Source organism: Methylocystis sp. ATCC 49242 (genome assembly GCF_000188155.2).
GTDB lineage: Bacteria > Pseudomonadota > Alphaproteobacteria > Rhizobiales > Beijerinckiaceae > Methylocystis.
In genome coordinates this window covers 3,207,762-3,220,264 of sequence record NZ_KE124774.1, presented here as the reverse complement: position 1 = coordinate 3,220,264, position 12,503 = coordinate 3,207,762, and the positions used below count along the sequence as shown (strand labels likewise).

The window sequence follows — 12,503 nt, the reverse complement described above, 5'->3', positions numbered from 1 at the left end:
ACGCGGAGGCCCTCCCCCTGCGCGGGCAGGGAGAGGGCGATTTTCAGATTACATCTTCAGCAGCGGATTGGCGCGGAAGACGGCCTGAGCGGCCGCGACGCCGGAGCCGGGCTGGATCTTGATGCCGTTGTCGAGCATCGCCATTTCCGCGCCCGCGATGGCGCCGAGCAGCATCAGCTCGTTGAGGTCGCCGAGATGGCCGATGCGGAACACCTTGCCGGCGACTTCCGACAGGCCGGCGCCCAGCGCGAGGTTATAGCGCTTGTAGGCGGTCTCGATGACCTTGGCGGCGTCGAAGCCTTCCGGCACGACGATGGCCGTCACCGTGTCCGAATTCCACTTCGGCTCCTTGGCGCAGGTCTTCAGGCCCCAGGCCGCAACCGCCGCGCGGCAGCCTTCGGCGAGATGATGGTGGCGCTTGTAGACCTGGTCGAGGCCTTCTTCGAACAGGATCGAGAGCGCTTCCTTGAGTCCGTAGAGCAGCGGAACGGACGGCGTATAGGGGAAATAGCCGTTCGCGTTCTGGGCGATCATGTCCTGGAACTCGAAATAGGCGCGGCGACCCTTGTTGGTCTTGCCTTTCTCGATCGCCTTCGGGCTCGCCGCCATCAGCAGCAGGCCGGCCGGCAGCATGAAGCCCTTCTGTGAGCCGGAGACAATGACGTCCACGCCCCATTCGTCCATCTTGAACTCGAGCGAAGCGACAGACGACACGCCGTCGACGAAGAGCATCGCCGGATGCTTGGCCGCGTCGATCGCCTTGCGGACGGCGCCAATGTCCGAGGTCACGCCCGTGGCGGTCTCATTGTGCGTGGCGAGAACGGCCTTGATCTCGTGGTTCTTGTCGGCCTTCAACGTCTCCTCGATCAGCTCCGGATCATTGCCGGTGCCCCACGGACGCTCCTGCACGATGACCTCGAGGCCCTGACGGCGGCACAGGTCGATCCAAAGATGGGAGAACTGGCCAAAGCGCTGGGCGAGAACCTTGTCGCCGGGCGACAGGGTGTTGGTGATCGCCGCTTCCCAGCCGCCGGTGCCGGAAGCCGGGAAAATGAAGGCGTGGCCCTTCTCCGTGCCGAACACCTTCTTCAGGCCGGGGAAAAGCGGCTTCACCAGATCGGGGAAGGTCGGCGAGCGATGGTCTTCCGAGGCGACGGCCATGGCGCGCACGACGCGGTCGGGAAGGTTGGTCGGGCCCGGCACGAAAAGGAAATTCTTACCGGGGACGCGGGAATTCAACATTAGCTGGCTCCTTTCGAGCAGATTGATTTCCAGGATGATCGACCAGCGGCGCCGACGAGCGGCGCCGCGGATTTCTTGGCTATCGCGCGGGCGACTAGAACAGGCCGGCGATACGGCCGTTCGCGTCCACCGCGATATTGTTGGCGGCCGGGACCTTCGGCAGGCCGGGCATGGTCATGATGTCGCCGCAGACCACGACGATGAACTCGGCGCCGGCCGAAAGACGCAGCTCGCGGATCGGGATGGTGAATCCGGAGGGCGCTCCCTTTGCATTGGCGTCGGTCGAGAAGCTGTATTGCGTCTTGGCGATGCAGACGGGGAAATTGCCGAAGCCTTCTTTCTCCAACTCCGCAAATCGCGCCTTGATGCTCGCGTCGTAGGAGATGTCGGCGGCGCCGTAGAGCTCCTTGGCGATGGTGCGCACCTTTTCGGCGAGCGGCGTCTCGTCGGGATAAAGCGGCTTGAAGTTCGACGGCTGCGTCTCGATCGTCTTGACGACCGCCGTCGCGAGATCCGCCGCGCCCGCGCCGCCGGAGCCCCAATTGTCCGCCACGACGCACTCGACCGCCTCGTTCTTGCAGAGCCTGTCGAGCGCCGCCATCTCGGCCGGCGTGTCGGACGAGAACTTGTTGACCGTGACGAGCACCGGCACGCCGAACTTGCGCACGTTGCCGATGTGGCGCTTGAGATTCGCAAATCCCTTCTCGACGGCTTCGACGTTCTCGGCCTTCAGGTCTTCCTTGGCGACGCCGCCGTGCATCTTGAGCGCGCGGATGGTCGCGACGATGACGGTGATGTCGGGCTTGAGACCGGCCTTGCGGCACTTGATGTCGAAGAACTTCTCCGCGCCGAGATCGGCGCCGAAGCCGGCTTCCGTCACGACATAGTCGGCGAGCTTGAGGCCGGCCTTGGTGGCGATGACCGAGTTGCAGCCATGGGCGATGTTGGCGAAGGGGCCGCCATGGATGATCGCCGGGTTGTTCTCGAGCGTCTGCACGAGGTTGGGCGCGATGGCGTCCTTGAGCAGCGCGGCCATGGAGCCCGCCGCATGCACCTCGCTCGCGCGCACGTTCTTCTTGTCTCGCGTCTGGGCGACGACGATGTTGCCGAGGCGCTGCTGGAGATCGGCGAAGTTCGACGCCAGACAGAAGATCGCCATCACTTCCGACGCGACGGTGATGTCGAAGCCGTCCTCGCGGGCGAAGCCGTTGGCGACGCCGCCGAGCGACGAAACGACCGAGCGCAGCGCGCGGTCGTTCATGTCGACGACGCGGCGCCAGCTGACGCGGCGCGAGTCGATCGCCGGCTGATTGCCCCAGTAGATGTGATTGTCGATCAGCGCCGCGAGCAGATTGTTCGCCGCGCCGATGGCGTGGAAGTCGCCGGTGAAGTGGAGGTTGATGTCCTCCATCGGCACGACCTGGGCGTAGCCGCCGCCGGCCGCGCCGCCCTTGACGCCGAAGCACGGGCCGAGAGACGGCTCGCGCAGGCAGCAGAGCGCCTTCTTGCCGATGTGGTTGAGGCCGTCGGTGAGGCCGACCGTGGTGGTCGTCTTGCCCTCGCCCGCGGGGGTCGGCGTGATCGCGGTGACGAGGATCAGCTTGCCGTCGGGCTTGCCTTCGAGCGAGGCGATGTAATCGAGCGAAATCTTGCCCTTGTAATGGCCGTAGGGCTGCACATGTTCGGCGGGGATGCCGAGCTTGTCGCGCGCGACATCGACGATGGGCCGCATTCTGGCGGCCTGGGAGATCTCGATGTCCGACTTGGGCGCGAGATGCTGGTTGTCTTTTCCGCTCGCGCCCGGCGCGGCGGCTGACGTTGTTGACGACATATAGCTCCACTCCCTCTCGGGCCTGCGTTGCACAGGCCCTGGAAATTTATTCGGTCGTCTGGAGCGAACAGCGGCGCGCCGCGCCACCCCCCGCGGCCGGGCCGATCGCCTGATTTCACGTCAGGCTCCAGCCTTTTTCCGCGACCGTAGTTAGTTACCGTTTACGCATCAAGAGCGCCGCTTGCCGCAGGTGCCGCCGCCCGCGCGCCCGTCTCGCGTCAAATTCCAGTTCCGCGAGTTTCGTATGACGGGAATCAAAATTGCGCGTCAAGCGGGCCGCCATGCGGCGGCGTGCGGGATTCGTCATGAATTTTGCAACGGCGCCCATTCTCGCGACGACGCGCCGGGCGATGTCGCATATTCGACAAGCCGGGCGCCATGCCTACCCATGACCCGCCCGAAAAGACTGGCTTTGAATTACCGATGTCCAAAGGGTAAAAAAGTTTGGAAACTTTATGCTTTTCCCGGCACGGCCAAGTCCGATGTGATGGGCTGTCTTGCGAAGCTTTCCGTCCCACGGTCGAATTGAAGGCCCGCCCATGCCTATCCGGCCATGGAGGTTAAGGGCGGGCGAGACCCGTTTCCGAGATACGCACAAAAATATTTTGTCGCAGGCGCTGTCGCAGGGTTGACTCTATCGGCCTATCGCAAAGCCGTATCGACGACTCATTTCATTCGGGAATGAAATTCAGCGCGACGCCATTGATGCAGTAGCGCAGCCCTGTCGGCGGCGGACCGTCAGGGAAGACATGGCCGAGATGCGAGCCGCAGCGGCTGCAGTGCACTTCCGTGCGAATCATGCCGTAGCTGCGGTCGACCGTCGAGCCGAGCGCGTCGGGGAGAGGATCGAAGAAGCTCGGCCAGCCCGTGCCGCTGTCGAATTTCTCCCCCGAGCGAAACAGGGGCTGATCGCAGCCCGCGCATTGAAATACGCCGCACCGCTTCTCGTGATTGAGGGCGCAACTTCCCGGCCTTTCGGTGCCGTGGCCGCGCATCACCTCATATTGCTCGCGCGTGAGGCGCGCGCGCCATTCCTCGTCGCTGCGCGTGACCGGAAAGCTTTCATCGCTCATTGACGCTTCCTCGAAGGGGGACCGCGACCAAGCGTCGCGCCATGCTATGTTGGAGCGGATTCCGGCTTTGGCCAGAGAGCGCCCGCATGTCTATATGCGGCGAGACGAAGAAAGAGGCGACGACGCTCCAATGACAGACAAGAAATTCGACGCCGTGGTGATCGGCTCCGGACTTGGCGGCCTCACCGCGGGGGCGCTGCTGGCGCACGCCGGATACAGCGTCTGTCTGCTGGAGCGAAACTTCAGCCTCGGCGGCGCCGCCTCGGTCTACAAGGTCGGCGATCTTTCGATCGAAGCCTCTTTGCACCAGACGTCCGACGCGCGCAATCCGCGCGACGTGAAACACGACATATTGAGCCAGCTCGGAATTCTGAACGAGATCGAATGGCAACCCACCGGACCGCTCTACAAGGTTCGCGGCGGCCCGATCGGCGAAGCCTTCGAGCTTCCCTGCGGATTCGAGGCCGCGTATGAGGCGCTCGCCGCGCGTTTCCCCGACAAGCGCGCCGCCATCAAGCGCTTCCTCGGCGAGGTGGAGCAGATCCACGACGCCATGTGGACGCTGAAACAGGCGCGCGCGGAAGGTTCGCTCGCCAAATTCACGCGAGGGCTCTGGGAGGTCGCGCCCGCCGCCGCGGGCTGGCAGAATTCGCTCGACGAGATTTTCACGCGCGACTTCGCCGGCGCGGAAGGATTGAAATGCGCGCTCGGCGCCAATCTCGCCTATTATGGCGACGATCCGCGCAATCTGTGGTGGATATTTTACGCGCTCGCGCAGGGCGGCTACATCGCCTCCGGCGGAGCCTATATCAAGGGAGGCTCGCGGCAACTGAGCCTCAAGCTGGCGAAGGTCATCACAAAGAGCGGCGGGGTCGTGCGCATGGGCCGCCTCGTCACGAAGATCGAGACCGATGCGGATGGAAACGCCGTCGCGATCCGGCACGTCGCGCGACGCGCCGGCGACAATGAGGAACGCGTCGAAGCGCGTGTCGTCATGGCCAATTGCGCGCCCTCCGTCGCGGCCGCAATGATGGACGCTCCCGCGCGCGCAAAGATGGAGGAAGCCTTCGGGGCCCGCCGTCTTTCGACCTCGCTGTTTTCCGCCAATTTCGGCCTCAGCGCGAAACCCTCGACCGTCGGTCTGAAGGATTTTTCGACCATCGTGATGCCGGACGGCATGCAGCGCTTCGATCAATATGGCGACGGCGCCTCCGCGATGGCGGACGTGCCGAAAGGCGAATTGCCGCTGCACACGATCGCGAATTTCACGGCCGTGGATTCCGGCCTCTGGGACGAGCCGCCGATCCTGCTCAGCGTGCTGGGGCTCGATCGGCTCGACAATTGGAAAGGCGTGTCGAAGGAAACGGCGCTCGAACGCCGCGAGCGCTGGCTCGACGCGATCCAGGCGTCGCTGGAGCGCGACTATCCGGGATTCTCCAAACTCGTGACGTCGCGCATGCTGCTCAACGCTTTCTCCATGTCGAGCTATCTCAACACGCCCGAGGGCGCGGTCTACGGTTTCGCCGCCCTGCCGGCCGAGGAGCCGATTCTGTCGGGCTTTCCGCGCACGCCGGCGACGCCCATTCAGGGGCTCTATCTCGCCTCCGCCTTCGGCGGCGAACATGGCTTCAATGGCGCGATGCTCTCCGGCGCGGAGGCCGCGCGAATGGCCGAGAGGCGACTTTCCGCCGGCGCCGAAGGATGAACTCACAATAATCGAAGCGGGGCTGCGGTTTAAACGCGGCCCGACGCCCAGCCAGCATTTAAATTCATGGCGCCATTACGCGTCATTTCATTGCGTCCACTTTCCGAGGCAGAACGAAAGCTCGCGGGCAGGCTGAAAACGCGGCTGCGCGCCTTTTTCAACGAAGTGTGTAAAAGACTACGTTAATCAGAAGCGGTTATAAAAGATCCTGACCGTTAAAGCGGGACATCGATTTGCCGGGGGCGTGATTTTCAGCCGCCGCCCGGAGGCATGAAGCCGCCAGATCGCGCCGGCGCGACCGGAATGAAGTGACCAATCAAGAAAGAAATTGAGACGGGACGCCCTCGCGACGCCTTTGAAGGTCGCGGGCGCGACGCGCGCTCCCTCCGATTGACGCAGCGTCTCCTCCCGTGGAGCGACGCGACCGGCTTCCCGGTTGAAGGCCTTTGATCCTCCTGATGAAGCCAAACTGGAGCGACGCTTTCCGATCTCACAGACCAGGAAAATGACGGCAATGAATTCTCCTCCCGTTCAAATGAACGTCGACCTTGCAGAACGCATGTCTTTCATCGGGCTAAACCAATCCGCATCCGAGTCCATTCGTCGCCTCCAGCCTGTCGTCCAACGCGAGCTTCCCGTTGCGCTCGACAAATTCTACGCGACCGTGCGGGCGACGCCGCAGATGCGCCGCCTGTTCCGGGACGACGCGCATCTCACCGGCGCCCGGAAAGCGCAGATCGGTCACTGGGAATCGATCAGCTCCGGCAATTTCGACGACCGCTTCGCCAGCAATGTGCGCGCGATCGGCATGGCGCACGCCCGCATCGGGCTGGAGCCGCGCTGGTATATCGGCGGCTATGCGCTGATCCTGGAACATCTCATTGCGTCCATTGTCGCCGACGTCTGGCCGAAGGGAAGTCTCTTCCAGCGCGGGAGCAGGGAAACGGGCGCGGAGATCGGGGCCGCGCTCGCCTCTCTCGTCAAGGCCGTCCTGCTCGACATGGATATTGCGATTTCCGTCTATCTCGACGCCGCCGAGGAGGCGCGTCTGAAGGGCGAAGCGGAAGCGAAGGCGAGCGAACGCGCGCTCGTGACGAACTCCATCGGCGCCGCGCTCGGCAAGCTTGCGTCGAAAGACCTGACGTGTCGCGTGGACGACGATATGCCCGAGGCCTACGCCGGCGTGCAGAACGATTTCAACAGGGCGCTCGAACTGCTCGAGGGCGCGGTCTCCGAAATCACCGGCAACGCAGGGGAAATCGGCGCGATGACCGACGAGATCGCCGCCGCCGCCGATGATCTTTCCAGGCGCACGGAGCAACAGGCGGCGGCGCTGGAAGAAACATCGGCCGCCATGGAGCAGGTCACGAGCACGGCGCAGCGCGCGGCCGACGGGGCCGCCAGCGCGAGCAGCATCGTCAGCGCCATGAAGGACGACGCCCAGTCGAGCAGCGCAATCGTCGCAGAGGCCGTCGAAGCCATGGGCCTGATCGACAGATCATCAGCTGACATCGGCCAGATCATCGGCGTCATCGACGAAATCGCCTTCCAGACAAATCTTCTCGCGCTCAACGCCGGCATCGAGGCCGCGCGGGCGGGAGAGGCGGGACGGGGTTTCGCGGTGGTCGCCTCGGAAGTGCGATCGCTCGCCCAGCGTTCCGCCGAGGCCGCGAAGGAGATCAAGTCGCTCATCTCGGCCTCCTCCTCCCAAGTCGCCAGAGGCGTCGAACTCGTCGATCGGACCGGCGGGGCGCTCTCCAGAATGGTCGATCAGATCAGGGAGGTCGACGGTCTCGTCAGGGACATTTCAGGCAATGCGAGAGAGCAGGCGACGACAGTACGGGAGATCAACGTCGCCATTTCCAGCATGGACCAGAACACACAACAGAACGCCGCGATGGTCGAGGAGACGACCGCGGCGACGCAGGGCCTGCGGCGGCAGACGCAAGCGATGGTCGAACTCGTCGCCGGATTTGGCGTCGGCGTGCGGAATCCGGATCGAAGGAGCGGCGCCGCCCCGATCTCCGTCCAAAGGAGTCGCGGCGCGCCGGCGCTCAAACATGTCTCGAACGCCGGCGCCGTCCGCAAGACCGCGCCCCTCGCCGATGAAGAGAACTGGGAGGAATTCTGATGCAGAAACAGACAGACAAGGCCGTCATGAGCGGCGACGCGGTCAAATTCGTGGCCTTCATGCTGGGCGCGCAACGCTTCTGCGTCGACATCATGTCGGTCAGGGAAATTCGCGGCTGGACGCCGGCGACGCCGCTGGCGCTCGCGCCGGAACACGTCCGCGGCGTCGTCAATCTGCGCGGCGCCGTGCTGCCGGTCATCGATCTCGCCGCATGTCTGGGCTTCACGCAGATCGAACCCACGTCCCGGCATGCGGTAATCGTGATCGAGTCGCCGGGCCAGGATGTCGGCTATCTCGTCGATTCGGTTTCCGAGATTCTCGAAATCGCGCCCGACGCAATTCAGGCGGCGCCGGAGACGGCCTCGACGTCTTCGGGAAAAGTTCTGCGCGGGCTGATCCCGCGTGATGACGATCTCATCAGCGTTCTCTCGGTCGAGAAACTCATCCCGGCCAATCTGCCGGATGCGATCGCCGAGGCCCTCGCATGACCCTTTGCGCCGTCTCTGGCGCGCCATGATTTCAAAAGGAAACGGCGCGGTCCGGTCTATCAGCCGAACCGCGCCGCAATCATGCTGCGGAAAGCGAAGCCGCGTCCCGCTCAGTTTTCCGCAAGCGTGAAGCGATGGACGACGCCGCCGATCAGCCCGCCCAGCAGCGGAGCCACCCAGAACAGCCATAGCTGCTCCATGGCCCAGCCCCCGACGAACAGCGCCTGACTCGTGGAGCGCGCCGGGTTGACCGAAGCGTTCGTGACCGGGATGTCGACGAGGTGGATCAGCGTCAGCGCCAGACCGATCGCCAGGGGCGCGAAACCGACGGGAGCGCGTCCTTCGGTCACGCCGAGGATGACGAGAAGGAAGAAGGCCGTCAGCACGGTCTCGATGATGAGGGCCGACTGCATCGTGAAACCGGCGGGCGAATGTTCATCATAACCATTCGCAGCGAAGCCGTTGGCGAGCGAGAAGTCGATGTTTCCCTGCATGATCTTCAGTAGCACGAAGGCGGCGAAGGTCGCGCCGAGAAGCTGCACGATCCAGTATGGCCCGAGCTCCTTCCAGGAGAAGCGGCCCGCGGCGGCGAGACCGAGCGAAACCGCCGGATTGAAGTGCCCGCCGGACACATGCCCGAAGGCGTAGGCGCCGGTCAGCACGGTCAGGCCGAATGCGAGAGAGACGCCCGTGAAGCCGATGCCGAGCTGCGGGAAGCCGGCGGAGATCAGCGCGCTGCCGCAACCGCCGAAGACGAGCCAAAACGTGCCGAGAAACTCGGCGAAAAGCTTGCGACCAAATCCACTTTGCATAACGATGCTCCCGGTTTCATCTCCAATGACGCCCAAGCGGCCGGCCGGTTCGCCGCGCTTGAGAGAAAGTCCCATTCCAATCCAGCTCGATCCCGCGAAAATCAGATCCACGCCCAGAAACGCGCCGAGCACCCAGAGGCTGGAGACCGGCCACTGCATGATGATCAGCAGCCCGAGCAACAGCGTGACGACGCCCGACAGCGCGACGAAAACCCAGGGGGCCTCCTTCGGCAGTTGAAAAGCGAGGAAGGTGCGCACCAGCCCGGAGGCGATCAGGCCCGAGCCGATCAAAAGCGTCAGGAACTTTGCGGCCAACAGCGGGTTCTCGACGACGCCGACGCCGGCGACCACATAGAGAAGTCCGATGAGCGACCAAAGGAAGAATTTCTTCCAGGAGCGCACGACGACCGCGTAGATCATCTCCACGACGCCGCTGGCGATCATCGCGATTCCGACAACGAAGACGCTGGCGAAAGTCGCCGTCACGACGCTGCCCAGGGCGATGAAGCCCGCGAGCGCCAGCACGGCGCCGAAGGCGACCATCCAGCCCCATTTTTCACGCAGCGGCGCGGTTTCGCCCCCCCTCGGCGCGATAACATCCGTTGGCGAGAAATTCGACATATCCGCATCCTCCTTGAAAAAATCCCGGCGCGTACAAAGGTCCCGCTGCGCCGCAACAAAATAACAGCGCCGCGCAATCATTTGCAACCAGAGGTTGCGCTCAGTCTTGCTACTGCGCGGGAGCGGCGTCCTTTCCACAGGAAAGACGCACGCGCCCCGACGTAACCTAAGTCGCCGGTCGGCGGCGTCCAGTTGCCTGTCCGAGTGTTTCTGTCATGAATGCGCCGCGTCGAAACCGCTCCGAGACGAGGGCGCCGGGCGTCGATCGTCCATCAAAAGCGCGCGCCGACGCCGACGACAGGCCCGTGGAAAATGGCGTTGACCCCGTTTTCCCTTCCCTTGACCCATTTCGAATAATCGAGGCTCAGCGCGCGATAGCCGATAAGGCCGGCCAGCTTCACCCCCTCGAATTCAAAATCATGGGTGTAGCCGCCATAGGCCTGCCAGCTGAAATTGCTTCCCGCGCCAAAACCGCCGACATCGCCCCGCAGCTCGAAAGCGTCGCCCGGCGCGAAACTGTGGCGCATGCGCAGACCGACGAGGGGATCGACCCATTCCATCCGCGCTTTGCTCTCGATATTGCGCGCGATGAGCGCCTGCGCCCCGAGCGCCGACGAATTCACGGCGCCGAGGGCGTCGAGCGTGAGATCGAGGCCCAGATAGACATAACGCGCGCCGGCGTAAGCGTCGAAAGAGGTGACGGACTGCGGCGCGCTCATCAAGCTGAAACGCGCGAGTTCATATCCGACGCCAGCTTCCCCGACGGCGAATGTCTGCCGCAAATGCCCGCCGGAATTCAGGGCGAGCGCGATGTCCGCGACAGGCGAGCGCAGGGTCAGCGTCGAACCCGAGAAGCGCATTTGCGTCCAGACGAAATCGCCATAGGCCGACCAGGGTCCGTTGCTCAATTCGACGCGTCCCATGAAGGGGAGCGGGAAAGAGCTGCTTTTGGCGATGGCGTCGATGATCGTCGTATTGGCGGCGAGCGATTCATCGCGCAATTTCAACGAGCCATTGGTGTTGAGCGCCCAGAGATAGGGAATGACTCTCAGGCTCCAGTCGGCCGGGGCCGGCTTCTCGGCCATGGCGAATTGCGGGCTCGCGAAGAGCGGCGTCGCGGACGAGCCGGGGGTTTCAGGAATGCTCCAGTCGAAGCGATAGTTGAGGCCAGCGCGCAGGGTGTGGCCATTATATCGCGTCGTATAGCGCGACGCGTCGGCGAGGGTCAGCGCCTTCGTCTGGACATCGCTGAAGGTGAGGGGAAAATAGGACGGGGTCGAGAGCGTGACGCCGCCGAGATCGTAATAGAGATATTCGAGCTTCGCGCTGATATTTCGGGAGAGCGCCACTTCGCCGCCCGCGCCGACCGTCCAGCCGACGCGATTGTCGAAATAATCGAGCTTCCCCGGCTCGGCGAGCAGGAGCGACGGCGTGAGGCTCTGCCGGATCGCCGAATCAGCGGTGACGCCGCCATAGGCCAGGCCGCCCGTCACATAGGCCATGAAGGTCGGCGTGACGGCGTAGCCGAAGCGTCCACGCACCGTGCCGAAATATTCGAGACCGCGACTGAGCTTGACTCCCGAGACCGCGAAGCCGGCCGGCGCCGGCAGGATGCTGGCGAGATGGCCGCCGCCGCGCACGCCGGCCCCCTGAATGTCGGCCTCGAAACCCGCGATCAGCTTTTCGGAGAACTGCCAGTTGTAACCCGCCTGCCCGCCGAAAAAATAACCGCCGAGGCGCGCATCGACCGCGCCCGTGGCGCCGAGGGCCGACGCTGGCCCGAATCCCGCCCCCGACAGATCGAACGGATTGACGGAGCCGATCGAAACCGGATCGCTCGCCGTCCATGTGTGGCCGAAGTTGAAGCCGACGTACAGACCCGTCCAGGTGAAGACCGGCGGCGGCGCGACCGGTGCCCCTTTGAACGACGGCAGGTCCGCTCCCGAAGCCGGGGCGCAGAAACCGGCGAATGTCAGGGCGCAGGCGGCGAAGCGGCGCGTAACGGATTTTCCGAAGAACATCACGAAACATCCCGGTAATGCAGCGTCGGGGCGGGGGACGCCGCGCAAGCGGCGCACGAAATGATTGCCATACTCAACCTTGAGTTTACTCAAAATTCAGCGTCGTCGATCGCGTTTCCTGGCGGCTGCGGAATTTTTGCGAAGGCGCGTGGCAAATTGGCCACAGGCGAAATCCGAAGCTCCGCGCGGGGCGGCGCCCTCTCCGCGGGGCTTGCTGCATGGAAAACCGCAGCGACAGGAGCTCGCGGCGACAAATGTCGTCAAACCTCCATCGCTTGCCCGCGGCGCGCGGCCGGACGGCGCAATGCTTTTCGAGCCGGATATGAAAACGACGGCCCTACCGAGATTTCGCGTTCAAGAACCGGCGCGAACGAGGGTTCGTAGTCGAGGAGCACACAAGTGGCGCCGCTGCTCTGGCGCTTTTCCCCGCCAGCTGGACCGGCGCTTTACGCAGGTTGACAAGCCCGGGCGCCTTTCGTTTAAGATTATAGAGGTGATGGAGTTCACCTTGTAACCGCCCCCGGGGCTGATGACTCCTACTTGCATCCGCACGGTAGGAGTCCGCGTGAAAACGCAAAC

At 63.9% G+C, this 12,503-nt stretch carries 8 protein-coding genes, 1 pseudogene and 1 riboswitch; of the genes and pseudogenes, 3 read left to right on the top strand and 6 right to left on the bottom strand.

The genetic code is table 11. From position 1 onward, the window contains the following. Positions 1-48 precede the first annotated feature (48 nt). From MET49242_RS17685 to msrB, 3 genes are all read right to left on the bottom strand, one after another. A complete protein-coding gene (locus tag MET49242_RS17685; protein ID WP_036284904.1) occupies positions 49-1,242 on the bottom strand; it encodes an aminotransferase class V-fold PLP-dependent enzyme in 1,194 nt (397 codons plus the stop codon). A 94-nt stretch (positions 1,243-1,336) separates the two neighbouring features. After that, complete coding sequence (locus MET49242_RS17680; RefSeq protein WP_036284902.1) at positions 1,337-3,073, bottom strand: formate--tetrahydrofolate ligase; 1,737 nt, start codon at positions 3,071-3,073, stop codon at positions 1,337-1,339. 671 nt (positions 3,074-3,744) lie between these two features. Beyond that, positions 3,745-4,146: a peptide-methionine (R)-S-oxide reductase MsrB gene (gene msrB, locus MET49242_RS17675; protein ID WP_036284901.1), complete on the bottom strand. Its 402-nt coding sequence runs from the start codon at positions 4,144-4,146 to the stop codon at positions 3,745-3,747. Positions 4,147-4,276: 130 nt separating this feature from the next. On the opposite strand from msrB, the gene MET49242_RS17670 reads away from it, so the two are divergent. The 3 genes from MET49242_RS17670 (at position 4,277) to MET49242_RS17655 (ending at position 8,470) form a co-directional block, all read left to right on the top strand. After that, positions 4,277-5,851 carry an NAD(P)/FAD-dependent oxidoreductase gene (locus tag MET49242_RS17670; protein WP_036288612.1) on the top strand — a complete coding sequence of 525 codons (1,575 nt, stop codon included), beginning with the start codon at positions 4,277-4,279 and terminating at the stop codon, positions 5,849-5,851. A gap of 514 nt (positions 5,852-6,365) precedes the next feature. Continuing rightward, positions 6,366-7,982 carry a methyl-accepting chemotaxis protein gene (locus MET49242_RS17660; RefSeq protein WP_158497317.1) on the top strand — a complete coding sequence of 539 codons (1,617 nt, stop codon included), beginning with the start codon at positions 6,366-6,368 and terminating at the stop codon, positions 7,980-7,982. Further along, positions 7,982-8,470, top strand: a complete 489-nt coding sequence (locus MET49242_RS17655) for a chemotaxis protein CheW (RefSeq protein WP_051134291.1) — start codon at positions 7,982-7,984, stop codon at positions 8,468-8,470. Before MET49242_RS17660 ends, MET49242_RS17655 begins: the two co-directional genes overlap by 1 nt. Positions 8,471-8,580: 110 nt before the next feature. Here MET49242_RS17655 and aqpZ read toward each other — a convergent pair whose 3' ends face one another. The 3 genes and pseudogenes from aqpZ to MET49242_RS23520 all read right to left on the bottom strand — a co-directional run bounded on the left by aqpZ (position 8,581) and on the right by MET49242_RS23520 (position 12,017). After that, positions 8,581-9,282, bottom strand: coding sequence for an aquaporin Z (gene aqpZ, locus MET49242_RS26245; RefSeq protein ID WP_036288607.1), 702 nt, complete (start codon positions 9,280-9,282; stop codon positions 8,581-8,583). 171 nt (positions 9,283-9,453) lie between these two features. Further along, positions 9,454-9,825: pseudogene (locus MET49242_RS26240) on the bottom strand (HdeD family acid-resistance protein); the annotation flags it as partial. Positions 9,826-10,175: 350 nt separating this feature from the next. Continuing rightward, the gene (locus tag MET49242_RS23520) at positions 10,176-12,017 is read right to left on the bottom strand and encodes an outer membrane protein (protein ID WP_144259677.1); all 1,842 of its coding nucleotides are present in this window, start codon (positions 12,015-12,017) and stop codon (positions 10,176-10,178) included. A 390-nt stretch (positions 12,018-12,407) separates the two neighbouring features. After that, positions 12,408-12,470: riboswitch (Fluoride riboswitch) on the top strand. Positions 12,471-12,503: the final 33 nt, after the last annotated feature.

Coding starts and splice junctions, on each gene's coding strand:
- MET49242_RS17685 (WP_036284904.1), bottom strand. CDS start 1,242: ATGTTGAATTCCCGCGTCCCCGGTAAGAATTTCCTTTTCGTGCCGGGC.
- MET49242_RS17680 (WP_036284902.1), bottom strand. CDS start 3,073: ATGTCGTCAACAACGTCAGCCGCCGCGCCGGGCGCGAGCGGAAAAGAC.
- msrB (WP_036284901.1), bottom strand. CDS start 4,146: ATGAGCGATGAAAGCTTTCCGGTCACGCGCAGCGACGAGGAATGGCGC.
- MET49242_RS17670 (WP_036288612.1), top strand. CDS start 4,277: ATGACAGACAAGAAATTCGACGCCGTGGTGATCGGCTCCGGACTTGGC.
- MET49242_RS17660 (WP_158497317.1), top strand. CDS start 6,366: ATGAATTCTCCTCCCGTTCAAATGAACGTCGACCTTGCAGAACGCATG.
- MET49242_RS17655 (WP_051134291.1), top strand. CDS start 7,982: ATGCAGAAACAGACAGACAAGGCCGTCATGAGCGGCGACGCGGTCAAA.
- aqpZ (WP_036288607.1), bottom strand. CDS start 9,282: ATGCAAAGTGGATTTGGTCGCAAGCTTTTCGCCGAGTTTCTCGGCACG.